General features: G+C 70.7%; 20 protein-coding genes and 5 pseudogenes. 10 read left to right on the forward strand and 15 right to left on the reverse strand.

Features of this window, described 5'->3' with window-relative positions; all coding sequences use genetic code 11:
• Positions 1 to 40 precede the first annotated feature (40 nt).
• Positions 41 to 181: pseudogene (locus tag ACNNMR_RS35930) on the forward strand (ATP-binding cassette domain-containing protein); the annotation flags it as partial.
• Here the strand turns inward: ACNNMR_RS35930 and ACNNMR_RS35935 are convergent.
• Entirely contained in the window at positions 126 to 1,010 is an 885-nt protein-coding gene (locus ACNNMR_RS35935; protein ID WP_419998885.1) for an MFS transporter, read from the reverse strand. The pseudogene ACNNMR_RS35930 and the gene ACNNMR_RS35935 sit on opposite strands and share 56 nt — an antisense overlap.
• A gap of 15 nt (positions 1,011 to 1,025) precedes the next feature.
• Positions 1,026 to 2,342 (reverse strand): FAD-binding oxidoreductase, encoded by a 1,317-nt coding sequence (locus tag ACNNMR_RS35940; protein WP_419998886.1) that lies wholly within the window; start codon positions 2,340 to 2,342, stop codon positions 1,026 to 1,028.
• Positions 2,343 to 2,470: 128 nt separating this feature from the next.
• Here ACNNMR_RS35940 and ACNNMR_RS35945 point away from each other — a divergent pair, with 128 nt between their 5' ends.
• Together ACNNMR_RS35945 and ACNNMR_RS35950 are read left to right on the forward strand one after the other, a co-directional pair.
• Positions 2,471 to 5,794 (forward strand): BTAD domain-containing putative transcriptional regulator, encoded by a 3,324-nt coding sequence (locus tag ACNNMR_RS35945; RefSeq protein WP_419998887.1) that lies wholly within the window; start codon positions 2,471 to 2,473, stop codon positions 5,792 to 5,794.
• A 62-nt stretch (positions 5,795 to 5,856) separates the two neighbouring features.
• A complete protein-coding gene (locus tag ACNNMR_RS35950) occupies positions 5,857 to 6,018 on the forward strand; it encodes a hypothetical protein (RefSeq protein WP_419998888.1) in 162 nt (53 codons plus the stop codon).
• 196 nt (positions 6,019 to 6,214) lie between these two features.
• On the opposite strand, the gene ACNNMR_RS35955 is transcribed toward ACNNMR_RS35950, so the two are convergent.
• The 5 genes and pseudogenes from ACNNMR_RS35955 to ACNNMR_RS35975 all read right to left on the reverse strand — a co-directional run bounded on the left by ACNNMR_RS35955 (position 6,215) and on the right by ACNNMR_RS35975 (position 9,026).
• Positions 6,215 to 7,198, reverse strand: a complete 984-nt coding sequence (locus tag ACNNMR_RS35955; protein WP_419998889.1) for an AraC family transcriptional regulator ligand-binding domain-containing protein — start codon at positions 7,196 to 7,198, stop codon at positions 6,215 to 6,217.
• A 134-nt stretch (positions 7,199 to 7,332) separates the two neighbouring features.
• The gene (locus tag ACNNMR_RS35960; RefSeq protein WP_420000600.1) at positions 7,333 to 7,734 is read right to left on the reverse strand and encodes a RidA family protein; all 402 of its coding nucleotides are present in this window, start codon (positions 7,732 to 7,734) and stop codon (positions 7,333 to 7,335) included.
• On the reverse strand, positions 7,731 to 8,204 hold the full coding sequence (locus ACNNMR_RS35965) for an MFS transporter (RefSeq protein ID WP_420000601.1): 474 nt from the start codon (positions 8,202 to 8,204) through the stop codon (positions 7,731 to 7,733). Before ACNNMR_RS35965 ends, ACNNMR_RS35960 begins: the two co-directional genes overlap by 4 nt.
• A gap of 73 nt (positions 8,205 to 8,277) precedes the next feature.
• Positions 8,278 to 8,790: pseudogene (locus ACNNMR_RS35970) on the reverse strand (MFS transporter); the annotation flags it as partial.
• Complete coding sequence (locus tag ACNNMR_RS35975) at positions 8,778 to 9,026, reverse strand: hypothetical protein (protein WP_419998890.1); 249 nt, start codon at positions 9,024 to 9,026, stop codon at positions 8,778 to 8,780. The gene ACNNMR_RS35975 and the pseudogene ACNNMR_RS35970, both read right to left, overlap by 13 nt.
• A 527-nt stretch (positions 9,027 to 9,553) precedes the next feature.
• Here ACNNMR_RS35975 and hydA point away from each other — a divergent pair.
• Positions 9,554 to 10,954: a dihydropyrimidinase gene (gene hydA, locus ACNNMR_RS35980; RefSeq protein ID WP_420000602.1), complete on the forward strand. Its 1,401-nt coding sequence runs from the start codon at positions 9,554 to 9,556 to the stop codon at positions 10,952 to 10,954.
• 3 nt (positions 10,955 to 10,957) lie between these two features.
• Positions 10,958 to 11,176 (forward strand): ATP-binding protein, encoded by a 219-nt coding sequence (locus ACNNMR_RS35985; RefSeq protein ID WP_419998891.1) that lies wholly within the window; start codon positions 10,958 to 10,960, stop codon positions 11,174 to 11,176.
• 21 nt (positions 11,177 to 11,197) lie between these two features.
• Here the strand turns inward: ACNNMR_RS35985 and ACNNMR_RS35990 are convergent, their stop codons facing one another.
• The gene (locus ACNNMR_RS35990; protein WP_419998892.1) at positions 11,198 to 11,494 is read right to left on the reverse strand and encodes a putative quinol monooxygenase; all 297 of its coding nucleotides are present in this window, start codon (positions 11,492 to 11,494) and stop codon (positions 11,198 to 11,200) included.
• Positions 11,495 to 11,616: 122 nt separating this feature from the next.
• On the opposite strand from ACNNMR_RS35990, the gene ACNNMR_RS35995 reads away from it, so the two are divergent.
• Positions 11,617 to 12,198 carry a TetR/AcrR family transcriptional regulator gene (locus ACNNMR_RS35995; RefSeq protein ID WP_419998893.1) on the forward strand — a complete coding sequence of 194 codons (582 nt, stop codon included), beginning with the start codon at positions 11,617 to 11,619 and terminating at the stop codon, positions 12,196 to 12,198.
• Between the two features lie 13 nt (positions 12,199 to 12,211).
• Positions 12,212 to 12,481: pseudogene (locus ACNNMR_RS36000) on the forward strand (molybdopterin dinucleotide binding domain-containing protein); the annotation flags it as partial.
• A gap of 285 nt (positions 12,482 to 12,766) precedes the next feature.
• Here the strand turns inward: ACNNMR_RS36000 and ACNNMR_RS36005 are convergent.
• Positions 12,767 to 13,210, reverse strand: coding sequence for a GntR family transcriptional regulator (locus ACNNMR_RS36005; protein WP_420000603.1), 444 nt, complete (start codon positions 13,208 to 13,210; stop codon positions 12,767 to 12,769).
• A gap of 343 nt (positions 13,211 to 13,553) precedes the next feature.
• Here ACNNMR_RS36005 and ACNNMR_RS36010 point away from each other — a divergent pair, with 343 nt between their 5' ends.
• Positions 13,554 to 14,009 (forward strand): substrate-binding domain-containing protein, encoded by a 456-nt coding sequence (locus ACNNMR_RS36010; protein WP_420000604.1) that lies wholly within the window; start codon positions 13,554 to 13,556, stop codon positions 14,007 to 14,009.
• 365 nt (positions 14,010 to 14,374) lie between these two features.
• On the opposite strand, the gene ACNNMR_RS36015 is transcribed toward ACNNMR_RS36010, so the two are convergent.
• The 3 genes from ACNNMR_RS36015 to ACNNMR_RS36025 all read right to left on the reverse strand — a co-directional run bounded on the left by ACNNMR_RS36015 (position 14,375) and on the right by ACNNMR_RS36025 (position 22,231).
• A complete protein-coding gene (locus tag ACNNMR_RS36015) occupies positions 14,375 to 16,498 on the reverse strand; it encodes a glycoside hydrolase family 6 protein (RefSeq protein ID WP_419998894.1) in 2,124 nt (707 codons plus the stop codon).
• Positions 16,499 to 16,549: 51 nt separating this feature from the next.
• Entirely contained in the window at positions 16,550 to 19,321 is a 2,772-nt protein-coding gene (locus tag ACNNMR_RS36020; protein ID WP_419998895.1) for a cellulose binding domain-containing protein, read from the reverse strand.
• A gap of 126 nt (positions 19,322 to 19,447) precedes the next feature.
• A complete protein-coding gene (locus ACNNMR_RS36025; RefSeq protein WP_419998896.1) occupies positions 19,448 to 22,231 on the reverse strand; it encodes a glycoside hydrolase family 48 protein in 2,784 nt (927 codons plus the stop codon).
• Positions 22,232 to 22,611: 380 nt separating this feature from the next.
• Between ACNNMR_RS36025 and ACNNMR_RS36030 the strand changes: the two are divergent.
• Positions 22,612 to 22,737, forward strand: a pseudogene (locus ACNNMR_RS36030) (alpha-L-arabinofuranosidase); the annotation flags it as partial.
• A gap of 45 nt (positions 22,738 to 22,782) precedes the next feature.
• On the opposite strand, the gene ACNNMR_RS36035 reads toward ACNNMR_RS36030, so the two are convergent.
• Positions 22,783 to 23,433, reverse strand: coding sequence for a TetR/AcrR family transcriptional regulator (locus ACNNMR_RS36035; protein ID WP_419998897.1), 651 nt, complete (start codon positions 23,431 to 23,433; stop codon positions 22,783 to 22,785).
• 66 nt (positions 23,434 to 23,499) lie between these two features.
• On the opposite strand from ACNNMR_RS36035, the gene ACNNMR_RS36040 reads away from it, so the two are divergent.
• Positions 23,500 to 24,162 (forward strand): O-methyltransferase, encoded by a 663-nt coding sequence (locus ACNNMR_RS36040; RefSeq protein ID WP_419998898.1) that lies wholly within the window; start codon positions 23,500 to 23,502, stop codon positions 24,160 to 24,162.
• Between the two features lie 108 nt (positions 24,163 to 24,270).
• Here ACNNMR_RS36040 and ACNNMR_RS36045 read toward each other — a convergent pair.
• A pseudogene (locus ACNNMR_RS36045) lies at positions 24,271 to 24,477 on the reverse strand (response regulator transcription factor); the annotation flags it as partial.
• Between the two features lie 26 nt (positions 24,478 to 24,503).
• Complete coding sequence (locus ACNNMR_RS36050) at positions 24,504 to 25,052, reverse strand: winged helix-turn-helix domain-containing protein (protein ID WP_420000605.1); 549 nt, start codon at positions 25,050 to 25,052, stop codon at positions 24,504 to 24,506.
• Between the last annotated feature and the right edge of the window lie 140 nt (positions 25,053 to 25,192).

Consider the following 25,192-nt stretch of genomic DNA (forward strand, 5'->3'; position numbering starts at 1 on the left):
GTCATTTCCCCTTAGGTGACAGCTCAGGAGACTGACAGCCATGATTGAGGTCAGCGACCTGACCAAGCATTACGGCGAGACGGCCGCAGTCGAGGACCTGTCGTTCAAGGTGGAGCCCGGCAGGGTCACCGGCTTTCTGGGCCCCAACGGGGCGGGCAAGTCGACGACCATGCGTCTGCTGCTGGGTCTTGACCGGCCTGACGCCGGCGACGCCACCGTCGACGGCGTGCACTATCGTGAGCTGCCGCGGCCCTTAGACGTGGTCGGCGCACTGCTGGAGGCGCGTTCAGTGCGAGGCCGGCAACTACTGCCAGAGCGACGGGCGTTGTGGTCCACCCGACCTCCGGGCCCTGGACGAGGGCGAAGACCACCAGTGTCGTTCCGGCGGTGGCGGTCAGTGCGCCGGCGGCGTCGAAGCGGCGCCCGGCGGCGCGGCGTGCCGCGTCGGGGGCGAGCAGCGGGAAGGCGAGCAGCGCCGCGAGCACGGCCAGGGGCACGTTGACGTAGAAGACGGCGGTCCAGCCGAAGGAGTCGGTGAGCAGTCCGCCGAGCAGCGAGCCGAGGATCATGCCGCTGCCGCCGGCGGTGCCCCAGACGGCGAACGCCCGGTTGCGCTCGCGCCCTTCGGCGAAGCTGGTGCCGACCAGGGTCAGGGTGGCGGGGAAGAGGAAGGCTCCGCCGATGCCCTGCACCGCCCGCGCCGCGATGAGCACCCAGGGGTCCCACGCGAGGCCGCCGGCCAGTGACGATGCGGCGTACAGGGACAGGCCGAGGACGAACATCCGGCGCGGGCCGAAGAGGTCGCTCGCCCGCCCGCCGAGCAGCAGGAAGCCGCCGAAGGCGACCGCGTAGCCGCTGATCACCCACTGCAGGCTCTGGGCGGAGAAGCCGAGGGCGGAGCCGATGCCGGGGAGGGCGACGTACACGATGTTGTAGTCGATGGAGATGATCAGTTGGGCGAAGGCCAGGAGGGCCAGCGTCCAGCCGGGGTGGCGACGGGTGGTGGTCATGATGCTTGGTCTCCCTCAGCCCAGGACGGGGTAGTTGGTACGGAAGGTGTTGCGGGGGTCGCGCTCCTGCTTCAGGGCGCGCAGCCGGCCCAGGGTGGCCGGGGTGAAGGCGTTCGCGGCCTTCTCGCCGGGGGCGAGAAAGGTGTACGGCTTGCGGCCGCTGGTGTGCGGGGTGAGGGCGGCGGCCAGCTCGCGCTGCCGGTCGCGGACGGCGGCGGCTGTCTCGGGCGTGGCCGGGATGCCGAAGGTGTAGAGCAGGTACGGCTCGGTGAGCTCCCCGCTCGCCCCAGCGCGCACCGAAGGGCGGGCCAGTGCCCCGCCGAGGTGGCGCAGCTGCACGCTCAGCAGCGGGTCGATCGGCTTGGCCAGCAGCGCCTCGGCGACGTCGTCCGACAGCTCGGTGAGCAGCTCGGCCCGCGACATGCCGGGGCCCGGGTCGGTCGGTTCGGCGGTGATGGTGCCCAGCTCGGCGATCGGCAGCGGGGCGCGGGAGTCGCTGATCCGGCCGTCGATCTTGTCGAAGCGGCGCAGCAAGGTCTCGGCCTCGGCGGCCGGGCCGAGGTAGGTGGTGTCGATGGCGACCATGGCGGGGGCGCCCGGGAACTGCAGCAGGTCGTACCAGACGGTGAGCTCGTCCGGCGCGGCGGCGGTCACCTCGCGGTACGCGTCGAGCACCGCGGCCGCGGCGGCCGCCGGCCACACCATCCGCCCGCCGTACAGCTCGGGCGCCGGGTGCAGGTCGAACTCCACGGCCGTGACGACGGCGAACTCGCCGCTGCCGCCGCGCAGCGCCCAGAACAGCTCGGGGTCCGACGAGGCGGTCACCCGCCGCTGCGCACCGTCCGCGTCGACGACGTCGAAGGCGCGCACGCTGTCGGCCGCGAAGCCGTGCGCGCGGCTGAACCAGCTCAGCCCGCCGCCCAGCGTGTAGCCGGTGACGCTGACCGCCGGGGAGCTGCCGGCGAGGCCGGTCAGTCCGTACGGGCCGGCCGCGTTGAGCACCTCGCCCCACTTCACACCCGCGCCCACCCGGGCCAGCCGCTCCCCGGGGCGGATCTCGACACCGCCGAGGCCGCCGGTCCGCAACAGGATCGCGCCGTCGGTGTCGCCGCTGGCGCCGTGGCCGCTGGGCTGGGCCAGCACCGCGAGACCGGCGAGGCGGGCGGCGCGGACCACGGCCGCGACATCGGCGGCGTCCGCCGCGTCCACGACGGCGGCCACCCGCTGGTCCACCGCGAGGTTCCAGGGGCGGGTGGCGGCGGCGAAGCCCTCGTCGCCCGGAGTGAGAATCCGGCCATTGACGGCGGCGCGCAGATCGTTTCGTATGGTCATTGCCGTTTCCCTCTCGTACGTCTCGTGCGTCTTGCTGTTCGATGTCGCTACCTTGCGCCTGCACGTCTGGGGTCGAGCTGGGATCGAGTTGAGGTGCGAGCTGGGGCCGTAGGAGAGGGGGTGGGGCGGTGCCGGGAGATCTTCAGTTCCGTCTCTTCGGGACCGTCGAGGTCGCCGACGGAGCCGGCCGCGTCCTGGATCTGGGCACCCGCAAGCAGCGCGCCCTGATCGCGATGCTGGCTCTCGAACCCGGCCGGGTGGTGTCCCTGGACCGGCTGATCGACGAGCTGTGGGCCGGTGAGCCGCCCGCGCAGGCCACCCGCACCCTGCAGGCGTACGTCGCCCACCTCCGCAAGGTCCTCGAACCCGACCGCCCGCCGCGCACCCCGCCCCGGCTGCTGCTCACCCGCGAGCCCGGCTATCTGCTGGCGGCCGCCCCCGGCCAGGTCGATCTGGAACGCTTCACCGCCGGCGCGGACGAGGGCCGCGCGGCCCTGGCGCGCGGTGACCATGCCGAGGCGGTACGGGTGCTGGGCCGGACGCTCGAGCTGTGGCGCGGGGACCCGCTGGGCGAGTTCGCCGACGAGCGCTTCGCCGGGCCGGTGGCGACGCGGCTGGCCGAGGTGCGAGCGGCGGCGGAGGAAGACCGGTACGAGGCCCGGCTGGCAGTCGGTGAGGCGGCCGCGTGCGTGGCCGGCTTGGAGGCGCTCACCGAACGGCAGCCCTACCGCGAGCGCGGCTGGGCGCTGCTGGTGCTCGCCCTGTACCGCACCGGCCGCCAGGCCGACGCGCTCGCCGCGCTGCGCCGGGTGCGCGCCCGGCTCGACGACGAGCTGGGGCTGCAACCGGGACCCGAGCTGCAAGAACTGGAGCAGGCGGTCCTCGACCACGCCGCCGAGCTGCGGCCCGCGGCCCCGCAACAGCCGGCTCCCGGCCCCGCCCCTGCGGCCCGGCCGGCCGTGGCCGGCGTGGCGGCCGATGGGCTGATCGCCCGGGAGGCCGAACTGGCCCTGGCCGAACAGCGGCTGGCCACGGCACGGCGCGCTGTCGGCGGCGTGCTGCTGGTATCGGGCGAGGCGGGCATCGGCAAAACCCGCTACGCCGACGAAGTGGCCCAGCGGGCCGAAGCGCGCGGCTTCACCGTCGCCCGCGGCAGCTGCGTCGACGGCACCGCACCCGCCTTCTGGCCGTGGATCCAGGTGCTGCGCGAGATCGCCGGCGAGGCCGCAGGCGCCCTCCTGACGGACGAGGCCTCCGTGGCGGACCCGGATACGGCACTGTACGAACGGTATGAGCGGGTCGTATCAGCGTTGACCGGCTCCGGCGCGCCTTCTCCGGCCTCCGGCCAACCAGGACCCACGCTGATCGTCCTCGACGATCTGCACTGGGCCGACGTCTCCTCGCTGCGGCTGCTGTCCTATGTCGCCGGTGCCGTCGCGCGCCGGCCCGTGCTCATACTCGCCACCCTGCGCCCCGAGCCCGGCGATTACCCTGGCCCGCTGCGCGACACCCTCGGTGCGCTGGCCCGCCTGGAAGGCGCGGCTCGGGTTGAGCTGAAGCCGTTCACGGACGCCGATGTGGCGGCATATCTGCGCGCCCGAGGGGCCGATGCGGACCTGGCACCCGCGCTGCTGCACCGGACCGGCGGCAACCCCTTCTACCTCGGCGAGGTGCTGCGGCTACGGCAAAGCGAAGGAGGCACGGCGACCGACCGGCCGGCCGCGGGCGACGCCGGGCTCGCGGAAGTGCTGCCCGCCGGCGTCCGGGACGTCATCGAGCGACGCGTGGCCCGCCTCCCGGAGGAGACCGCCCGACTGCTGCGGGCCGCGGCGGTGGCAGGCACGGAGGTGGACGCCGACCTGCTCGCCGCCGTAACCGACCTCCCGGTCGAGGAGGTGCTGGACGGACTCGAACCGGCCGTCGCCACCGGCCTGCTGACCGAGCCCCTGGCCGGCCCCGACTACCGCTTCGGCCACGCCCTCGTACGCGACACCCTCGACGCCGGACTGTCCCGCCTGGACCGCGCCCGCCTGCACCTGCGCATCGGCGAGGCACTCGAGCCGGTGCTGCCCGCGGCCGAAGCCGCCACCCTGGCCCGGCACTTCGCCGCGGCCGCCCGTATCGGAGGCGCACCCGCGGCGCTGACGCACGCCTCGGCCGCGGCCCGGCACGCCACGGCGCAGCAGGCGTACGCCGAGGCCGTGGAGTTCTGGGAGCTGGCGGTGTCCGTCCTGCCGCCCGCCCAGGGGGCGGGGCAGCACGCCCGGCTGCTCACCGAGCTCGGCCAGGCCCGCCGCGCCGTCGGCGACGCCACCGGCGCCCGCCGGGACCTGGATACCGCCTTCAACCGTGCCCACGAATCCGGCGACCGCCAGGCCCTGATCGGCATCCTTACCGCCTTCGCCGCCCCCGCACTGTGGAACTGGCGCCCGTACGGCACGGTCAACCAGGCCGTCATCGACGCAATCGAGGAACTGCTGGCCGAGCCGCTCGACGCCCCGGACCGGGCTGCCCTGCTCGGGGCCCTCGGCGTCGAGCTGCACTACGGCCCGCGCCGCGCCGAGGGGGAGGGGCACGCCGCCGAGGCAGTTCGGATGGCGCGTGAGCTCGACGATCCGGCGCTGCTCGCGCGGGCCCTCGGCAACTACCTGCTGGCGAGCTTCGCCCCCGGCCGCAACCGCGAACGCCTGGAAGCCGCCGAGGAGATGGCAGGGCTGGCGGGCCTGCCCCGCTCCACCGAGCTGATCGCCCGGACGTTCCAGATGGCCTGCCTGCTGCGCGCGGGCGACCTGCTCGCCTGGGAACAGCAACTGGACCACTGCCGACGGCTGCTGAAAGAGGCCCCCCGCCCCGAACTGGAGTCGATCGTCAAGATCGCCCAGACCGCCCGCGCCACCCTCGACAGCCACTGGGCGAAGGCGGAGGAGCTCGTCGGCACCTACGCGACCATGTGCTTCGCCGCCACCCCCTGGGGAACGCGCTGGCACACTCTGGTAACCCTCTACACCTGCCGGCGTGCCCAGGGCCGGGTCGCAGAGATCGCCGACGACCTGATCACCGCCGCGGCGGAGCCGGACATGACCCCGCTGCGCCCGGTCGCGATCCTGGCTGCCATCGAGGCCGGCCGCACCGACCAGGCTCACGAGCTGCTCACCCGCTGGGGCACCGGCATCGCGGACGACTGGACCGCCGACTTCCTGCTACCGGTCTGGGGCCTCGTCGCCGCCCGCCTCGGCACCCCCGACCCGCAGAGCCTCTACGACCATCTGATCCCGTACGCCGACCAGCTCGTCATAGCCGGCATGGGCACCGCCGGCTGGGGCTCCACCCACCTGGTCCTGGCCGCACTCGCCGCCCGCCGCGCCCGCCCGGACCTCGCGTCCCACCACACCGAGTCGGCCCGGATGATCCACCAACGCCTCGGCCTCGCGCCACCACCCGCCCCGCGCTGACCGAGCGGCCGACAGCCGTGCTCCTGTTGTTGGCCGCATTCGCAGACCTGTACCGCCGCCCCATGGCCGTGAAGGTGTTCGGCGCCGTCGGCGCCCTGATGCTTGCCGGAGCACTCACGGGCCTTGCAATCTTCTGCTGGTTGTACCAGTCGGCCCATTCGACGGTGGCCAGTTCGACGTCGGCCAGCGTGAACGCCGTGTACTGGAACCCGGCATTGGCGTGATGCATCAGCTCGCCGGCCACCCGCGGGACGCCGGACCGGTCCGCTGCCACAGCGTCATCTCCGACGCGGCCAGCACCAGTTCGGGGTGCTCAAACGGTGCCGGCCCATGCCGCGACGTGCATCCACGCTCGGAAATGCTAAGGAGGACCCTCCTGCGCCAGCAGAGCCGCATGCGCCAGAAGGAGGACCAGACGCGTCAGGGGATGCGCTGCTGTGCGGCCGTGCGGATCGCTGACGGGCCGCGGCCGTACCAGCGGTGGATGGCGCGGCTCAGCGCGCGGGGTTCGGAGTAGCCGACCCTCGTGGCGATCGACTCCAAGGTCAGCGAGGTCTCGCGCAGCAGCTCATCCACCCGCTGCTGCCGGTAGGCCCCCAGTTCCTCCCGCCAGCTCGTCCCCTCCTCGCGCAGCCGGCGCTGCAGAGTGCGCGGGCTCATGCCGAGCCGATGCGACACCCGGCCCTGGTCGGGGTGCCCGCTGTCGACCGAGGCCTGCAGCGCGGCCCGGAATCGGTCCAGCCAGCCCTGGAGCGGCCGGGCGGTGGCCATCGTGATGCGCGCGTGGTCGTTGAGGATCGCCGACAGCGCCGGGTCGGCGCGCGGCAGCGGCGCATCGGCATCGGCCTCGGTGAAGGTCACCGACGGGAATCCGGCGCCGAAGTCAATGCGGCGAGTGCCGTACAGATCGACGAGATGACCGTGCCTGGCCGGGGCACTGTGGGGCAGCCGTACGCTCGCCGGTGTGAGCACACGCCCCGCCCCCGAGCCCGCCGTCGTCAAGAACATGGCGGGCACAAGCTCCGCGATCTGGCGGTAACTCGGATGGTCGATGTGAGGGCCTTTCCAGCTCACCGTCACCCCCTCGTCATCGCGCACCACGACGACCTCGTCGTTGGGGTCAGCGATGACGGCGAACTGACGGGCGCCGTCGCGCAGCGCGTCGGCGAGCGTGTCAGCGGCATGGAACAAGTAATCCCACACGCCCAGTGTCCCGGGCCGCCACAGCCGCATCGCCTCGCCGCTCCCGCCGACACCCTGCATCGGAGCGGCGATCACCTCCCAAATCCGCAGCATCGCGGCGGTGGAAATGCGCCCCGGGCTCTCTCCCAGGCCGGCCACACCGGGAACGCATGCCAGCTGAGACCGATCGAGCCCTGCCATGACGGCCGCCTCGATCAGCATTCGTGTCAGCTGCGGGGATACGGTGTCCAGCGCAGGCTCTGAACGCTCCCGTTCCGCGTCCGCCCCACCGCCTGCCAAAGACCCTCCCCAACAACATCCAACGGGTTACTTCGATAAACACTGACGACCGACCGCTAGTTGTCGCGGGCCACAGCCACCGCATCGATCTCGAACAGCATGCCCGGGAGGGCGAGGGACGCGACGCCGATGAGGGTCTGCGCCGGAAGGGCCTGGCCCCAGGTCGCGTGCAGGTGCTTGAGCAGAGAGTGCAGCTTGTCCTCGTCGTGGGCCACGATGTAGGTGCCGAGGCGGACCACGTCCTGGAAGCCGAGGCCGGCGGCCTCGAGCGCCGTGCCCAGGTTGGCCAGCGACCGGGCGACCTGCGCGTCGAAGTCGTCGGAGACGACCGCGCCGGACGCGTCCGACGCGTACTGGCCGGCGATGTACACCGGCTGGCCGGGTACGGTGGCGACGTGGGTGTAGCCGAAGCCCGAAGGGTCGTGCAGGGCGGGCGGGTTGATGAGCGTGCGGGTCATGATGAACATTCCTTCCGGTGGGCCACCAGAGCGGCGGCGACGGTGAGCACGGCCGCGGCGGCGAGCGCCGCGCCGACGGACAGGGAGTCGACCAGCCGGCCGCCGGCCAGCGCGCCGACGGCGATGGAGAGGCAGAACACGGCGACGTTGAGGGATGTGGCGGCCTCCACGTCGTCCGGTGCGGCAGCAAGGAACCAGGTCTGGAGGGCGACGGACACGCCGCCGTAGGCCAGGCCCCAGGCCAGCAGGAGCAGGCCGCCCGTCGCGGACCCGCCGGGGAGTACCGCGAGCGCGGTCAGCACGGTGGTGAGGGCGGTCGCGATGAGCAGGTTGCGGCGGGCGCCCAGGGCGCCGGCGAGGAAGTTGCCGACGAGGCCGCACAGGCCGTATCCGAGGAGCAGCCAGCCGACCGCGGAGCCGGAGATGCCGAAGCGCTCGGACAGGATCGGCCGGACGAACGTGTACGCCACGAAGTGGCCGGTGACGAGCAGGGCGGTCAGGACGAGCCCGGTGGGGACCCGGGCGTTGCGGCGTACGAGGGAAGTGAGGTCGCCGAAGGTCAGGCCGCGCTCGGCGGGCAGAGGGGGCAGAAAAGAGTACGAGCGCGGCGAGGACGAGCAGCGCCAGCCCGCCCACGGCGGCGAAGGGCAGCCGCCAGCCGCCGAGTTCACCGGTGAGCGTCCCGGCCGGCACCCCGAGCACGGATGCCGCCGAGACGCCGCCGAAGATCACGGCGGTGGCCCGGCCCACCTTGTCCGCCGGTACGAGCCGCACCGCGAGCCCGCCCGCAAAGGCCCAGAACCCGCCGATGCTGACGCCCAGCAGCACGCGCGCCCCGAGTACATAGGCAAAGTGCCCCGCGAGCGCGGAGATCGCGTGCGCGACTGCGCCGAGTCCGATGAGGGCGACGAGGACAAGGCGGCGGTCGAGCCGCCCGGAGACCACGGTGAGCAGCGGCGCGGAGCCGGCGGCGACCAGGCCCGGCACGGTGACCAGGAGTCCCGTCGTCCCGTCCGAGACGTCGAGCGAAGTGCCGATCGGGGTCAGCAGGCCCACCGGCAGCAGTTCCGCGGTGACGCCGGCTGTACTGGCAGTGCGGTCGCAGTATCGGCGAAGATCGCGGTGGGTTCGCCGGTATACCAGGTGTTGTCGATGCGTATTCGGGTCAGGGTGGTGCTCACGATGGTGTCGCGCCCGGACATCACCAGCGGCTCGGCACCCCACTTGGAGGCAGCGTCGTGGTCAGGGGCGGTCAGGGCGCGGTCGCTGGTGACGTACATGATGTTCTCCATGCAGGTCAGGGTCTTTCAACACCTCCGATCCTGCGGTGGCCCCGGCAGACCATCAACGCACACCTGCGTAACGATCGTGAAGCCTCGATTAATGGTGGGAGGCGGCAGTGAAGCTTGTATGCAGGGCGCCCCGAATCGCCCTGCGCCCGCAGTTCTCCACTTGACCGCCTTCGATCAGTACCTCGGCGTAGCAGGCTAGGCCCGTGGCCCGATCCGCATCGGCCTGGTGCGCCCGCTGGCAGACCTGTACCGCGGTCTGGGCTTCGCCGGGCAGCGAGGCCGGGTCCCGTCGGGGGCTGGCAAGCAGGGGCGGACGTCTGGTCCGGTCACGGGCTTTGCTTGCCATGAACCTTCACAGGCGCGTGCCCAGTCTCATCGGGCGGCGCAACGATCAGCAGCTGCGGTCTTGCCGATCATCTACGGGAGTAGAACCCTGGATGTCGTTCCGTGAACGAGCAGGGAGCACGTGCCTGGAGTCCACGTCGAATCGGCGATGGCCGGGCCCCGGGGGTGCCGGCGTGAGGGAGATGCTCAGGATGACTCGTACCTTGATCACTGGCGGCCTGGTCATCACGGCCACTGACGAGATCCACGCTGACGTGTTGATCGAAGAGGGCAAGATTGCGGCGTTGGCGGCAGCTGGAAGTCAGCGGTGGAGCGCGGATCGGGTCATCGACGCGGCGCACAAGTATGTGATCCCGGGCGGGGTTGATGCGCACACGCACATGGAGCTGCCGTTCGGCGGCACCTTCGCATCCGACACCTTCGAGACAGGGACGCAGGCGGCGGCGTGGGGCGGCACGACGACGATCGTCGATTTTGCCGTGCAGTCGCAGGGGCATGCGCTGCGCGAGGGCCTCGACCTCTGGCACGCGAAAGCGGACGGCAAGTGCGCGATCGACTACGGCTTCCACATGATCCTGTCGGATGTGAATGACGGGACACTTAAGGAAATGGACGCCTTGGTAGAGGAAGGGATTAGCTCGTTTAAACTGTTCACTGCGTACCCTGGGGTCTTCTACTCCGATGACGGGCAGATCCTGCAGGCGATGCAGCGGGCGTCGGTCAACGGCGGTCTGATCATGATGCATGCGGAGAATGGCATCGCGATCGATGTGCTGGTGCGTCAGGCGTTGGAGCGGGGGGAGACGGATCCGCGCTATCACGGTGAGGTGCGGAAGGTGCTGCTGGAGGCGGAGGCGACGCATCGTGTGATCAAGCTGGCGCAGGTGGCCGGGGCGCCGGTGTATGTGGTGCACGTGTCGGCGCGGGAGGCGGTGGCGGAGCTGGCGCGGGCGCGGGACGAAGGGCTGGCGGTGTTCGGGGAGACGTGTCCGCAGTATCTGTTCCTGTCGACGGACAATCTGGCGGAGCCGGACTTCGAGGGGTCGAAGTATGTGTGTTCGACCCCGCTGCGCCCGAAGGAGCACCAGGCGGCGCTGTGGCAGGGCCTACATACCAACGACCTGCAGGTGGTCTCGACCGACCACTGCCCGTTCTGCTTCGTGGGGCAGAAGGAGCTGGGCCGCGGCGACTTCTCGAAGATCCCGAACGGGCTGCCGGGGGTGGAGAACCGCATGGACCTGCTCCACCAGGCGGTCCTGGACGGGCACATCACCCGCCGCCGCTGGATCGAGATCGCCTGCGCCTCCCCGGCGCGGATGTTCGGCCTGTACGGCAAGAAGGGCACGATCGCGCCGGGCGCGGACGCGGATGTGGTGATTTACGACCCGGCGGCGGAGCAGGTGATGTCGGCGGAGACCCACCACATGAACGTCGACTACTCGGCGTACGAGGGCAAACAGGTCACCGGGCAGGTGGAAACGGTCCTCTCCCGCGGCGAATTGGTCATCGACCAGCGCAAGTTCGTCGGCCGAGCCGGCCACGGCGTGTACACGCCACGCAGCGTCAGTCAGTATCTCGGCTGACAATTGGGTGGGCCCGCGCGTGGGTCACAAGGTCGTGAAGTCCAGCACCATCCTCACGCCGACTGGGTGGGCGCCTTCGGGGACGCCACCGTCGCAGCGGCCATGCTCGACCGGCTCCTGCGCCGCGCCGCCGTCGCCTGCATCGACGGCCCGTCCTGCCGCCTGCGCGGACACCGGAGCGACATGGGAGATCGGACGCCCTGCGTCAACCCCTTCGCATAAACCCGCCACAGAGTCTCGCCATCAGTCAATGGTGCGCAGCACGGCCGTCTTGGGGTGCTCACGCAGCACCTGGATCGCTTCATGCATGCCGGACTTGGCGGCGTCCTCCATGTGCGCACGGAAGGCGTCTGCGTTCTCCCAGACCTGGATGGCGTAGAAGGCCCCAGGATCGTTGAGGTCCTCGTATTCGGTGGAGCTGACCAGGCCGGGCTTCTCGGAGGTCTGGATCGCATGGAGCAGCGAGTCGCGGGCCTCCTGTTCCTGGCCATCCTTGGCGTGGATCTCGATGAGGACTGTGATGGTGCTCTGGATGCTCATCGGTGGTGCTCCCGAGCTTGGTGCCGACTCAGCCGGTCAAATAAGATGCGGTGGCACTTCTTATTTGTGACGGTACACCGGCGCCGTAGAGTGCACAAACGCAACCTTGCAGGAGAGGAGAGATGCAGCGCAGGCGAGGTAAGGATCTTGAAGATGCCCTGCTCGGAGCCGCGTGGGCAGAGCTGACCGAGCGCGGGTATGCCGCGTTCACGCTGGAGGCGGTCGCGAAGCGGGCCGGTACGAGCACGCCCGTGATCTACCGCAGATGGGCCAACAAGGCGCTCATGGTCGAGGCGGCCATCGCGCACGCGAGTGCCCGGCGAGTCATCGACGTCCCGGACACAGGATCACTCCGCGGCGACTTGATCGCCATCATGCACGCGGCTAACGCATCGCGAAGCGATCTCCTGGTAGCAGCCGCGGTCCTGCTCGACGGGTACTTCGCGGATACGGGATCAAATCCGCAGCAGCTCCGCGACCAGATACTGGCAGGCCGCCATTCGGCAGCCGAGACGATCGTCCAGCGCGCCGTACAGCGGGGCGAGGTGGACGTCTCCCTGCTGGAACCGCGCCTTGTCTCGCTGCCCTTCGATCTCTTCCGGCATGAGGTCCTGATGACGCTTCAGCCCGTATCCAATGAGGCCATCGAGCGGATCGTTGACGGCATTGTGATGCCCCTTCTGACGCGGCAGGCGCCCGGCTAGACCGTACGACGCCGACCAACTCGGCCTGTGCGACGGCGCTCTCGCCCGGATCACCACGAAACGCGGCACCACTGAGGCGACCGTCGAGGTCGACGACCGCCTGCAGCCCGGACACGCGGCCCTGCCCAACGGCTTCGGACTCGACCTGCCAACCGGCAACGGCGATACCGAACGCACCGGCGGCGCCCTGGACACCCTCACCGACCTCACCTGGCGCGACCCTATCGCCGGCACTTCCTGGCATAAACACGTCCCCGCCCGCATCGAACCCCTGCCCGGGTGACGGGCCTTGCGGTCGCGGGCTGATGCGCATGCAGACGCGCACCAGCCCGCGAGCGTCGCCGATCCGGGTCAGAGATCGATCTCGGCCGGCCACTGGGTCGCGGTCCGGGGAGTCATGCCGAGGCGCTTCTGGGCGCGGAGCTGGGCCGTGACCGCCAGTTCCTCGCCGCTGACCGCCGGGAGACCACACCGGTGACGACGACAGCTCCCTCCCACCCGCCGAGGAGCCCTGAGAGTGGAGGAGCGGTGGTTCATCGCGCGGTCTGGTGGAACGGCTATCTCGTCGTCAGCGACCAGGCGCCGCTCCCACGTCGTCGGACGTACGCCCGAGGGCTCGCAGCGCCTCGTCCCGGGCGCCTAGGACGTGAGCGAACGCGAGGTTGTGGGCGTGGGCGGGGTCGTCGGCCGCGATGGCGGCCACGATGTTGCGGTGCTCGGTGAGGGCGTGGTCACGGCGGGTCTGGGTGTGGTTGGTGTAGGCGCGGTAGCGCTGCATCTGGTTGGCGATCTGTTCGTGGAGCCGGGTGGCCCACGAGTTGGCGGCGATCTCGTGGATGTGGGTGTGGACGGCCTTGCCGGCAGTCATTGCGTCGTCGGCGAGATGGACCAGGGCGGCGTTGCGGTCGATGCATGCCTTGAGGTCGGCGATGTCGTCGGGGGTGGCGTTCTCGCAGGCCTGGGAGGCCATGAGGCCTTCAAGTGCGGCGCGTACGTCGTAGAGCTCGGCGATCTCCTTGGCGTCGAGCTTCGGGACGACGACGCCGCCGGTGGGGAGCTGACCTGGAGGGCCGGTTCAGCATCCCGATCCTGATGGGGGCCGAGGACGCCTTCGGCGCCGGCCAGGTCTCGGTGTTCCTCTGCGATACGCGCGGCGACGCGATCCGGGAGCAGTACCACGTGCAGGCGCTGCTGAGCCGCAACGTGGACGGGCTGATCGTGGTGGGCAGCAGGACCGATCCCCGTCCCTCGCTGGGCCGCGAACTGCCGGTGCCGGTCGTCTATGCGTACGCTCCGTCGGCCGATCCCGCCGACCTGTCCGTCGTCCCGGACAGCGTCGCACCCGCATCGCCCACATCACCGGCGACCCGGGCTACTGCGCGGCACGTGAGCGTGCCGACGGCGCCCGGCAGGAGCTGGCGGACGCCGGACTGGCGCTGGTGGGCGAGCCGCAGTTCGGCAGCTGGTCCGAGGGATGGGGCCGGGCAGCCGCCACCATGCTGCTCGAACGGCATCCGGAGATCGATGCCTTCCTGTGCGGCAACGACCAGCTGGCCAGGGGCGCGATGGAGATCCTGCGCGAGCGTGGCCGTACGGTCCCGGACGACGTGGCGGTGATGGGCTTCGACAACTGGGAGATCTTCACCTCGGCCGCCCGCCCGCCGCTGACCAGCGTGGACATGAGCTTGGAGCAGGTGGGCCGGGTCGCCGCGCAAGAGCTGTTCGCGGCGATCAGCGGATCCTCGCGCTCGGGCCTTGAGAAGCAGCCCGGCCGAGTCGTGATCAGGGAATCCACGGCACCGCACTCGTGACCTGCCGGCCTCAGCGGTGGTGGTGCGGTGTGCCAGAGTTATCGTCGTGGCCGTGCTCGGCCGAGGACCTGGGCGGCGCGGACGTGGGTTCGCGATCGGCCGGCCCGCTGCGTGCGCTGTCGGGTGCCGGGCGGCCGTGCCACATGGCGTTGGCTGCGTCGATTCCCGCTGCGATGTCGCGGAGCATACCGACCCCTGTCTTGAGCTGGCTGGGCATGACATCTCCCTGTGTCCGATATCTACGGTTTTGAGGCCAGGGTGCGCTATAGAAGCTTTTGCGTCAATAGGTGGATTGGGAGGCCGGCCCACGGCAAAGGTGCCGGCTGAGAGTCGACCCAGCCGGCACCTCTGCCCTCCGGGGTGGTTTACGGTGCGGTGCCGTAGGCAAGGGTGCCGCTGACGTAGGCCGTGACCTTCGGGTTGTCGGCGAAGGCCGTCGATGTGCCGCGGCTGTAGTCGTCGGCCTCGTTGAAGTTCGACCAGTCGGTCTTGGCGAAGCGGAGCTGTATTTCGCCCGTGGCCGCGCCCGCGGCCAGCGTGCCGCCCGAGAAGCTGACCTCCAGGTAGTGGTCGGCGCCGGTCTTGGGGCTGCTCAGTGCGCTCACCTTTGCGGTCAGGGATCCGCAGCCCACGACCGCGTAGTCGCACCAGGCGCTGTACGTGGACGCGCCGGACTCGCCGGTGAAGTAGTAGCGCACTGTCACCTTCGACAGATCCACCGCACTGGTGCCGGTGTTGACCAGCTGCAGCCCCGGCCTGATCTGATTGTCCGTGGCGCTGGAGTCGTTGTTCTTGTACTGCACCTTGATGTTGCCGCCGCCACCGCCGCCGGCGTCCGTGGTGGCGCTGACCGCCGCCGAGGCAGCCGAGACGTTCCCGGCCGCGTCCCGCGCCCTGACCGTGTAGGAGTAGGCGGTGGACGCGTTGAGACCGGTGTCGGTGAACGACGTGGTGGTGGACGAGCCGACCTGGGTGCTGCCGCGGAAGATGTCGTAGCCGGCCACGCCCACGTTGTCCGTCGCGGCCGTCCAGGACAGCGACACGCTGCTGCTCGTCTTGCCGGTGACCGTCAGCCCCGTGGGCCTGCTCGGCGCGGTCGTGTCATTGCCGCCGCCACCGCCGTCGAGGGGCGGGTAGGCGTTCTGCAGCAGCTGCTGGAACTGTGCCGAGAACCAGTGCCCGGCCAGCGGCGCGTTCGGCAGCGCACCCGACATGTTGTTCCCGTTGCGGTCGTTGCCGGTGTACGTGGGGTCGCACATCCGGTCGAAGCCCTTGCCCTCGTCGTTGTCGACGGGCTGGCTGGCGCCGTCCGACTCGCCCGGGGGCTTGGCCCACACATACGCGTCGATGCCGGCGGCGGGCGCCGACTTCGGCCGCTCGCCGATGCCCGCGCCGCTCTGGTTGCACCAGTTGCCGAGGTGGATGCGCCGGTCGATGCGGCTGCCGTTCACGTAGGCGTCCACGCTGGTCGTCGGGCCCGGGCCGGTGGGCCGGTCCGCGCCGCCCCAGCCGTTGCGGGCCGTGTCGATCAGCATGCCGATGTTCGAGTTGAAGCCGCCCCGGCTGACCGCGAGGGACCGCAGCGCCTGGGCGTACGTGATCTCGTCCACGTACTGGTTCCAGTCCACCCACTTCGACTGCCGCACGGTGGTGCCGTTCACGGTGTCCGTCACCTTGAAGTACGGCTCCTGCAGTGCCGTGTAGTTGGCGGTGTTGGCGATGAAGCCCTGCACGTCGTCCACCGTGGCGCCGGACGTCGTCGCGGCCTTCTTGAACACGTCCACGGCCGGGCCGAGGTTGGTGTCCCAGCCGAGCCAGCCATGGTGACCGGCGTCGATGTAGTTGTACGCGTTGGGGAGGTCGCCCAGGGTGGCCAGCGCGTAGCCCACGCCCTTCTCGTAGTTGCCGTTCGCCTTCATGACCCGGCAGGCCTCGGTCGCGCCGGCCTGCTGGTCGGCGTTGGTGACGATGTTGGGCAGCGAGTCCGGCTCGATGATGTTGACGATCCGCAGGTTCGCGTACTTCGAGTCCTTGAGGATCGCGGCGATCGGGTCGATGTACTCGTTCTGGTAGCGGCCGAGTTCGGTCGGGCCGAGCTCGCCGTTGGAGGCGAGCGCGGCGCAGTCGCGGCCCGGCAGGTCGTAGATGACCAGCTGGATCATGTTCGCGCCCTGGGCCAGGGCGGCGTCGAGGTGGGCGCGCAGCCCGCGGGAGGTGCTGGTGCCGGTGATCGCGGCGATCCGGTCCAGCCAGACGAAGGTCGGCTGGTCGGCGATGGCGCTGCCGCCGGGCTCCGCCTTCGCGCGCGCGGCCCAGTCCGGGTTCACGTACGTCTTGGCGCCCACGTACGGGTTGTCGAGGGTGGCGGCCGCGGCCGGCTGCGGGGCGATCCCCACGGCCAGCGCGGCGCCGACGGCGAACGCCGCCACCGCGGCGGCGAGCCGGCGGCCCGGCCCGCGTCGTGCGGGCTTCAGTCTTCGTGTCTTCATGCGGCTCTTGTGCTCCTCATCGGTTGGTGGTGACTGCCGGGTGCGGAGGTGTTACGGCTCGGTGCCCCAGGCCAGGACGCCGTTCACGTAGGCCGTGACCTTGGGGGCGTCGGTGAAGGCGGTGCTGGCGGCGCGGCTGTAGTCGTCGGCCTCGCTGAAGGCCGACCAGTCGCTCTTGTTGAGGCGCAGCTGGATCTCGCCGGTGTTCGCACCCGGCGCGAGGCTGCCGGCGCCCGCGGTGAAGCCGGCCTCCAGGTAGCGGTCGGCGCCGGGGCGGGCGGGGCTCAGCGCGGCGGTCCTGCGGGTGACGTTCGCCGCGCCGAGGGCGGCGTAGTCGCACCAGGTCTGATACGTGGCGGAGCCCGCGTCGCCGGTGAAGTAGTAGCGCAGTTTCACCTTCGACAGGTCCACGGCCGTGGTGCCGGTGTTGACCAGCTGCAGGCCCGGCTTGATCTGGTTGTCCGTGGCGCTGGAGTCGTTGTTCTTGTAGCGGACCTTGACGGCGCCGGTGGGGCCGCCCGGGTCGTTGCCGGAGGCGTCGGCGTAGACGATGCCGCGGCCGTTGGTGCCGACGTAGACGCGGCCGTACAGGCGCGGGTCGCCGGTGATGCAGGCGCCGATGTTGCCGTACTGATGCCGGTCGTCGTTGATGCGCCGCCAGGTGGCGCCGTTGTCGTCGGAGGCGTGGATGCCTGCCGTGCCGCCGGCTGTGCCGATGAGGTAGAGGGCGGGGCGGCTGCCCGAAGCGGGCTTGCCGAAGCCGATGTTGAGGGAGGTGGTCACGCCGCTCGCCTTGGTGAAGCTCGTACCGCCGTCGGTGGAGTGCCACAGCCCGCCCTCGCCGGCCAGCCACAGCTCGCCCTCGGCGCCCGGCACCGCCTTGAGTACGGCGCCGGACGCGGGCAGCCCGGAGGCGGCGGTGGCGGTGAAGCTCGCGCCGCCGTCGCGGCTGGCGTAGATCTTGCCGCCCGCGTACGCGTAGAAGCGTGCCGCAGCGGCGCGATCCGCCCGTACCATCGCGCCCTGCGGGACCCCGGAACAGGCCGTCCAGGAGCCGCCGGAGACGGTGGTGCGGCTGACCGCGGCGCCCTCGGGCGCCCACACGGCCACGGACCCGTCGGCGCTCACAGCGATCGTGCCGCCGCCGCTCACCCCGCCCGGCTCGCCGCTCGCCTGGGACCAGTGCGCGCCGCCGTCGGTGGAGAAGGCGGCTCGGTTGACGCCGGGGTTGGCGGACTTGTCGATGTTTCCGCAGCGGGCGATGACGGCCGGCTTCAGCTCGGCGTAGTCGAGGCTGGTGGTGGAGGTGTAATTCGGCTGTGTGTACATCAGCGCCGGGATCTTGGTGAGGTCCGTATGCACGAAGCCGCCGATGTCGCCGAGGGCGGAGAGGAGTTGGGGGCCGGACGGTGGGCTGATGAGGTCCAGGACCGCCGTCTCCTCCAGCCCGGCCACGATCGGCTTGATGGTGATCTTGCCGCCGCTGTCCCACTTGGTGAGGTCGGTGGCGGCGTAGATGGTTGCGCCCGTGCCGTACAGCATCCGGTCCGAGTCGAAGGGGTCGATCTCCAGCGCCTCGGTCATCCAGCCGAGCTTCGGCGTGATCTCGGGCAGCTGCGGGGACGAGCCGAAGGTCAGCCACGGTACGGAGCTGATGTCCTGGGTGTAGCGGAAGGTGCGCTCCGGATACGCGCCCCAGTCCCAGATGCGGGTCCAGGTGGCCCCGGCGTCGGTGGAGCGGAAGATGGTGATGTCCGGCCACCAGGCGATCTGCGTGGCCACCATGATCGTGTCCGGGTGCTGCCGGTCGATGGCCAGGCCCGAGTAGCCGAAGGTGTTGTCCGACGAGGTGGACGGGACCGGGCTGATCCGGGTCCACGCCGAGTCGGCCGTGTCGTAGCGCCACACGTCGCCCTTGGCGCCGTCGTACGGGCCGCCGGTGTCGCTGGTCGCGATGTACAGGCGGCCGCCCACGTGGTCGAAGACGCCCTTGTGCGCGAGGTAGCCGGCGGGCTGCCCGGCGATCCTGGACCAGGTGGCGCCCGCGTCGGTGGAGCGGTAGACGGTGTTGTCCTTGTCGGCGACGCCGACGTAGATCGTCCGGGACGCGGTGCCCGCGCTGCCGCTCCGCTTGTCGAACAGCACCCAGACGACGCCCTGGATGTCGGACTGGTAGCCGGAGGAGTCGTTCGGGTCGGCGACGTAGTTTCCGGGGTTGGGGAAGGACGCCACCTTCGACCAGGTGGCGCCGGCGTCGGTGGAGCGCCACAGGCCGTGGCCGCTGGGCGCGCCGAGGTAGAGCACGCTGCCCTTGTTCGGGTCGACGGCCAGCCGCTCGCCCATGCCGCGCCCGGGCATGTTGCCGCCGAGCTTGAACGGCAGCGGCGAGGTCTGCCAGGTGTCGCCGCGGTCGCCGGAGCGCAGCACGGCGCCGTTGTTCGGGTCCCAGCTGTTGGTGTACATGCCGACGGCGGCGTACAGCCTGTCGGGCGCGGACTCGTCGATGGCCAGGCTGACGACGCCGTTGTAGCCCCAGTTGCCGAGGCCGACCCAGTCCAGCAGCGGAATCCAGGCGGCGCCGGCGGCGTCCCACCGATAAGCCCCGCCGATGTCCGTACGGGCATACACCAGCCCCTTGCGGCTCTGGCTGAAGAGGATGCCGGGGACGAACCCGCCGCCCCCGACGGCGACGCCCCGCCACACCGGCGCCGCCCGGGCGTCGGTGGCGGGCGCGGCCGTGGCCAGGGACGGGCGGGCGAGGATCGGGGTCGCGGCGGTGGCGGCGGTGGCGGCCGCGAGGCCGAGGAAGCGGCGTCTGCGCATGCGAGATCTGCCTTCGTCAGCTGGAGGATGGCTCTCGGCGACCCGGGCAAGGACGGCGCCCGGATGCGAGGGCCCCGGTGGCGGGACTACAGCGGGAGGCGCCCCGCCACCGGGGGTTGAGGGGGGCTAGGGCGCGGTTCCGTAGACGAGGGTGCCGTCGGCGTAGCCGGTGATCTTCGGGCTGTCGGCGTACGCCGTGTTGGTGCCCCGGCTGTAGTCGTCGGCCTCGTTGAAGTTCGACCAGTCCGTCTTGTTGAGGCGCAGCTGGATGTCGCCGGTGGACGCGCCCGCGGCGAGCGAGCCCGCGCCGGCCGTGAAGCCGACCTCGAGGTAGTGGTCCGCGCCGGTCTTCGGGCTGCTCGCGGCCACCACCTTGTGCGTGATGTTCGAGGAGCCGAGCTGGGCGTAGTCGCACCAGGTGCTGTATGTGGACGCGCCGGACTCGCCGGAGAAGTAGTAGCGCACCGTCACCGTGGACAGGTCCAGGGCGCCGCTGCCCGCGTTGACTATCTGCAGGCCCGGCTTGATCTGGTTGTCGTTGGTGCTGGAGTCGTTGTTCTTGTACCGGACCTTCACCGCCCCGGAGCCGCCAGGACCGGCCTTGGTGGTCGCGGTCACCTCGGCGGACAGCGCCGAGGCGTTCCCGGCGGCGTCGCGGGCGGACACCGCGTAGACGTAGTCGGTGGACGGGGACAGGCCCGAGTCGGTGAAGGAAGTGGTGGTGCTGGAACCGGCGAGAGCACCCGCCCGGTAGATGTCGTAGCCCGCCACGCCCGTGTCGTCGGTGGCCGCCGTCCAGGACAGCGACGCCGTATTCGCGGTCGTCCCGGTCACTTGCAGGCCGGTCGGCACCGTCGGCGGCTGCGTGTCCCCGCCGGGGCCGCCGCCCGCGAACAGCTCGGCGTAGGTGGCCAGCGCGATCGCGATGTCGGCCTGCGCCCAGAAGCGGTGATACGTGAAGACCGGCGCGGCCCCGCCGTCCAGATACGCCTGCACCTTGGACCACTGCGGGTCCTTCTTGTACCAGGAACGTATCCCGATGAAGGTGACGCCCGGGGCGAGGGCGTCTCCGTTCGGCATCTTCCCGGACCAGCCGGCCGGTATATAGACCGGGTCGTTGAAGCGCTTGTAGTCGGTACGGGTCTCGGGCACGGCGATGCCCTTGCTGTCGGCGTGCGCCGCCATGGCGTCCAGCAGCGACTTGGCGAGCCCCGCGATCTCGCTGTTCTCCGCCTTGGCGGCGTAATACATGAGCGTCTTGACGTACGAGGCGCCGACGCCGATGTCGTTGGTGTAGTCGGTGACCGAGACGTGCAGGCCGGTGTTGGCGCCCGGGTTGGAGGCGTTCCAGGTGTCGGGCGCGCCCGACCACTTCAGCGTGGACGGGAACCGGTAGCTGCCGTCCGCGCCGACCGTGGTCTCCGAGGCGGCCCACGCGACCCACTTGTCGAGGATCGCCTTGGCGGTGGCGTTGCCGCTCACGTAATACAGCTCCGCCACCCGCTCAAGTCCCCACGCCTGCATGCCGAACCAGTTGTTGCTCGGCGGGTCGTGGTAGACGGGCTGCCAGTCGTACGCCATCCCGTAGAAGGTCGGCGTGCCGGCCGGCGGGGTGGCGTAGGCGCCATCCCAGCTGTTGGTGCAGCCGCCGGCGAGCGCGCCTTCGGCGGACTGCAGCCAGCGCAGGAACTCCAGCTGCCGGGTCAGGCTCTTGGACCAGTCGCCTTTGGCGGTGGGGGACTTGGGGGTGAGCGCGGGGATGGTGGACAGCGCCCAGGCCGCGAAGGGGTTCTGATAGCCCTGGTGGGAGGCGCCGTCGCCGATCCGCCAGGCCCAGCCGCCGCCGGGCGTGGCGCCGCCCCAGGCGTAGTACCAGGCGAGCAGGTAGTGCTGGGCGTCGCGGCCGGAGGCGGCCGAGCAGCCGGTCGGGCTGGTGCAGTTGCCGATTTTCTTGAAGTACTTGTCGAACATCGAGTAGCGCAGATAGTCGCCGAGCTTCGCGGCCTTGGCGACGGAGGCGGACACCTGGTCGGCCTTGCCCTGCGCGGTGGCCCAGCGGAGGGCCCAGTAGGCGGCCTGGATCGCCCGGGCGTCGGCGTCCGGGGCGTTCGTGTACTTCCACTGCTTTGCGTAGGACGAGTCCTTGACGAAGAGGTCGAGGTAGCCGTTGGTGCCGCCGTAGTTGAACAGGTCGGTGGTCGGCTGCGGGACGGTCTCCCACACCGACTCCTGCGAGCCGCGCTGGTAGCTGTTGATGAACGACGGTCCTGCGCCGGGCCCTGATTCGCCACCGGTGCCGGGCTTGTTGCCGTAGCCGTAGGTGTTGTCGACGTCCATCAGCCAGTGCATGCCGTAGATGTCCGTCGTCCCGTACGCGGACGACAGCTCGGAGGCGATCGGGTCGGCGCCCACGGAGACGGAGCCGTCCAGCGGGGAGGGGTACTTGGCCGGGTCGGGCCACTCCGGGGCGTAGGTGGCGGGCTTGGAGGCGGTGTAGGAGTCGTTGGTGGGCTGGTCGACGCGCTGCGGAATGATCGACTTCTCGGCCACCGACCAGGCGTTGTTGAAGGCCGACCAGTCGCCGGTGACCCGCCCGTAGGCCGCCTCCAGCCACATCCAGAAGCTGAACGCCTCCGAGGTGGTCTGATGCCCGTGGTCGGGCGCCTCGACGATCAGGGTCTCGACGCTGTGGTACGGGATGCCGTCGGTGGAGAAGTAGCCGTTGGCCGGGTCCTTGATCTTCTTGTACTGGGTCAGGAACGCCTGGGTGTACGGGTCGTCGGCGGCCGCCGCGATGGCCCTTTCGCGCTGCGCGTCCGGGTCGACGGCCCGGGCTAACCCCTGGCTCGCGCCGAGCGCGACGAGGGCGCCGCCTGCGGCGGTGGCGAAGGATCTTCGGGATATGGGCACGGTTGTCCTCCTGGTGGCGGAACGCGGCTCGATGCCGGAGGCGAAGGTGTGGCAGCACCGGACGACGGTGCAAGCATTGAAGTGTGGGAGCGCTCCCAAAGTGCTGGAGCGTCGTGACCCTGTCAAGACTCCGGGTGGAATTTACCGGGAAATAGACGCAAGTCGCCGAGATGCACACTTGAGCTGCAATGATCCGCAGTCGTTCCCTACGCCTGAAGAGGTCGGGCGCGGTTGGCCCGAAGGTGCAGCTCTACGCGAAATCGCGGGGGAGCGCTCCCAGTCGAGTCTGCCGGATGCCTCACTTCGCCCTCACTCAAGGATCGAGGTCCCCATGCGCAGACGAAGTCTCAGCCGAAGACGTCCGTCCGCGGTGCTTACGGCCCGACCAGACCATGACCATCGACCCGTGCAACCTGCAGCTCCTCTACCAGGGCAAGTCCCCCAGCGCGGGCGGCCCGTACGACCAGCTGCCCTGGCGGCCCGGTCTCCTCACCCTGCAGCGCTGACCGGCCTGATCCACGGCCGTCGTCCCAGGGGGGCAGGCAGATTGGTCAGGACTTCGTCCGCGTCGTCAACTCGTGCCGTCGGAGGAACGCCTCGACGAGCCCGTCGGTGAATTCGTGGCTGATCGGTTCGTCGGTCACCAGCACGCGGTAGTAGAGAGGGCCCACGAGCTGGTCCGTCTCGGCCGCCATGTCGAGGTCCGCGGGCAGCTGGCCCCTGTCCACGGCCCGCTCCAACGGCAGGCGGTCGCGGCGGCGTTGTCCGTCGAGGTAGCGGGACCGGAAGTCCTGGGCGAACACCGGATCGTGCTGCGCCTGGGCGATCAGCGCCTTGAAGACGGCGCCGGGGTCGGACTCGCTGAGGAACCACGCCAGTCGGCGCAGATAGTCGCGCAGGTCGAGGGCGATATCGCCGGAATCGGGAGCCGTGAGGTCCTCGGTCGCGTCCTGGAGGAAGGCGTCCATCAGGACGTCGGTCTTGCTCTTCCACCAGCGGTAAATGGTCTGCTTGGCCACACCGGCCCGTGCGGCGATGCCCTCCATCGTGACGCCGGCGAAGCCCTTCTCGACGAGCAGGCCGTCGGCCACCTGCAGTACTGCCAGCCGGGCCGGTTCGCTGCGTCCGTGCCGGTTGCCGTGGTGACGCCGCCCCGATCCGCCGGTGCCGCTCGCCTCGGCGGCGCTTGTCGCAGATGCCATTTCGCCTCCCGTCGGTCAGAGTATCGCCCCTAGAAATGACGCTACGTTGCGTCTACTCTAGCACTCATGACACACACCCACACGCTTGCCGACCCCCGCATCGAGGCAGCCCTCGGCCGGATGTTCGAGCGAGCCGAGCAGGACGAAGCCACTGCCGCGCGCGTCAGCGCGCAGCTGCCCGGCGGGTTCGCGCCGCTGACGCCCCAGGAGCAGGCCGACGCCGCGGCGGAGGTCTATATGCCGATCTCCGCCAGCGGCGGGGAACTGCTGTACAACCTGGTCCGGGCCGTCCGGCCGGCCACGGTCGTCGAGTTCGGCATGTCCTTCGGGATCTCCACGCTGTACCTGGCCGCGGCCGTACGGGACAACGGCACCGGACGCGTCATCACCACAGAACTCAGCAAGGACAAGATCGCCGCAACCCGCCGGACCTTCACCGAGACCGGCCTGGACGACTTGATCACCACGCTGGAGGGAGACGCCCGCGACACCCTCCGCGGCCTCGACGCCCCCGCGGACTTCGTCCTGCTGGACGGCTGGAAAGAGCTGTGCCTGCCCGTCCTGCGGCTTCTCGAGCCGGGTCTGCGGCCCGGCACACTCGTCGTGGCCGACGACGTCGGCCTGAGCAGTCTGCGCCCGTACCTCGACTACGTACGCGACCCGGCGAACGGATACCAGAGCGTGACGTTCCCCGTCGAGGACGGCATGGAGATCAGCTGCCGCCTCTGATGGGGTCGGCACGGAGGCGAGGCGTCATCGGTGGCTGGACACTCGGCGAGCGCCGCAGCATCTCCGCGCGCGGCCGACGGCGAGCCGGGAACGGCCGCTGCCTCTGCTGTCGAGGTAGGCGAGCACCGCCAGCACGCGCCGGTTGTCGCGTTCCTCGGGTGGGATGGCGAGTTTGGTGAAGATGCTGTTGATGTGTTTGGCGACGGCGCTGCGGCTGAGTGTGAGGGCGAGGGCGATGCCCGCGTTGGAGCGGCCCTGGGCCATCAGGGAGAGCACGTCGCGCTCGCGGGGGGTGATCCGGGCGAGCGGGAGGTCCGTCGCGCCGGCCCGGCGGGGCATGGTCAGTCCTCCCGTAAGGTCAGCGGGTCCAGTTCCGTGGGGACGGCGTAGATGGCGGTGTGTACGGGGTGGGCGCCCGGGCTCGGGGTGCGGCTGCGTTCGGCGTAGCGGTGCACGACTGCCAGGAGGTCGGTGCGCAGTTCGGCCAGTTCCTGCGGGGTGAGGCGCAGGGGGTTGCTGGACAGCGCCGAGACGTTGCGCCAGCTCTCCGGCAGCAGGTGCCGCCGGCGGATGAACTCCTCGATCACACGCGCGTCCCTGGCAGCCATGGTCGCGGCGAACGCGTCGGCGGCGCGCGTGACCGCGGCGTCCTCGCCAGGACGGCGCGTGTAGTTGAGGCCGACCGCCTCGCGCACCCGCCACGGCCGCGCGCGGCCCTTGCCGCCGCCCGCTTCCTCGATGACGCCGTACTTGCCGAGCAGCCCCAGGTGGTACGAGCACACCTTCGGTGTGAGGCCGAGCAGTTCGGCCGCGCGGCTCGCGGTCAGCGGTCCTTCGCGCTCGAGGAGGTAGAGCAGGTCGAGCCGAACGGGGTGGGCGAGGGCGCGCAGGGGCCCATGAGCGAGCTGAGAGAGATACGGACCGGCCTGACGCGGCGATCGGCGGTGACCGGCGCCGGCTGGCCGTCGCTACGGCAGGCACGGCCGTCGCCACGCGAGCGGCGGCAGCCCGCGGCGCGGGGCATGGACTG

It is taken from the genome of Streptomyces boninensis, from assembly GCF_048572725.1.
In the GTDB taxonomy this organism is placed as follows: Bacteria; Actinomycetota; Actinomycetes; order Streptomycetales; family Streptomycetaceae; genus Streptomyces; species Streptomyces boninensis.